Annotated in this window: 1 protein-coding gene; it reads right to left on the bottom strand. The window is 53.1% G+C overall.

The window, feature by feature from the left end; all coding sequences use genetic code 11:
- Positions 1 to 1,241, bottom strand: a 1,241-nt coding sequence (locus tag LKK83_RS30655) for a HEAT repeat domain-containing protein (protein ID WP_324635259.1), incomplete at both ends; no start/stop codon positions are given.

Here is a 1,241-nt window from a genome sequence, read left to right on the forward strand (position 1 = left end):
CCTTTTAACGGCGCTTCTAGGGGGTCGTCGGTGAGGAAGGCAACGGCAATTACCCCCGTCAGTTTTTGGCAAAAGGCGATGAGTTCTGGGGTGGGTTGGGTCGGGGTGGAAACCGTTTCGCTACCGAAGAGGATGGCACGGTGGGGGAGGAGGTTACGGCGTTTTAGGGTTTTGAGGTGGCGGCGCAGTTCAGCGGGGGTGGCGGGTTCCGGGGGGTCTTCGTCGGGACAGGTGATTTCCCAAATCAGTTCGCTGAGGGTGAGGGCGATTTCCGGTTCGCGGGTTTCGTCAGCGAGGAGGTCGGCGTTGAGGCAATACAGGGGCAGGTGTTGCAGGGATTCCCAGGTGAGTGGAGAGGCGAAAGAGGGTTCGCCACTATGGGGGGTTTGTTCGGTGACTTCGGGATGGGGGGTGGTGGGGGGATTGTGCCATGCTTGGTAAAATTCGGGATAGGGGAGATTTTCGGCACAGTTCCAGATGAGGTTGTAGCATTCCTCGAATCGTTTAAAGTTGTTTTGGTAAACTTCATCGCCGAGGTTGTCTTTTAAGGCGGTGACAACTCCTGCATATTGTTGGGGTGTGGTGAGAATTTTCCCTAAAATCTTTGCCGCCCGCTTCCGAGTAGCTTTATTCTCAGTAGTGGCGAGAAGATTGACCAACGCCGCAACTGCTTCTGGCTTCCCTTGTCCGATTTTCCCTAAAATCTTTGCCGCCTGCTTCCGGGTGGCTTTCTTTTCAGCAGTGACCAGAAGATTGATCAACGCCGCAACAGCCTCGGGATTTCCTTGTCCGATTTTCCCTAAACTCTTAGCCGCCTGCATCCGGGTATCTTCATCCTCCGTGGTGGAGAGAAGATTAACCAAAGCAGCGATCACCTCGGGATTTCCAGGGTCGATGTTCCTTAAACTCTTAGCCGCCTGCATCCGGGTATCTTCATCCTCCGTGGTAGCGATAACTTTGACCAAGGCAGCAATGGCTTGAGGATTTCCTTGTCCGATTTCCCCTAAACTCTCAGCCGCCTGCATCCGGGTATATTCATCCTCAGTGGTGGAGAAAAGATTGACCAACGCAGCAATGGCTTGAGGATTTCCTTGTCCGATTTTTTCTAAACTCCAAGCCGCCTCCTCAAAGGTATCGTCATCCTCAGTGGTAGCGATAAGATTAACCAACGCAGCAATGGCTTGAGGATTTCCTTGTCCGATTTCCCCTAAAATCTCTGCCGCCTGCCTCCGAGTATAGTT

The sequence above is a fragment of the Phormidium sp. CCY1219 genome, from assembly GCF_035615515.1.
Lineage (GTDB): Bacteria > Cyanobacteriota > Cyanobacteriia > Cyanobacteriales > Laspinemataceae > CCY1219.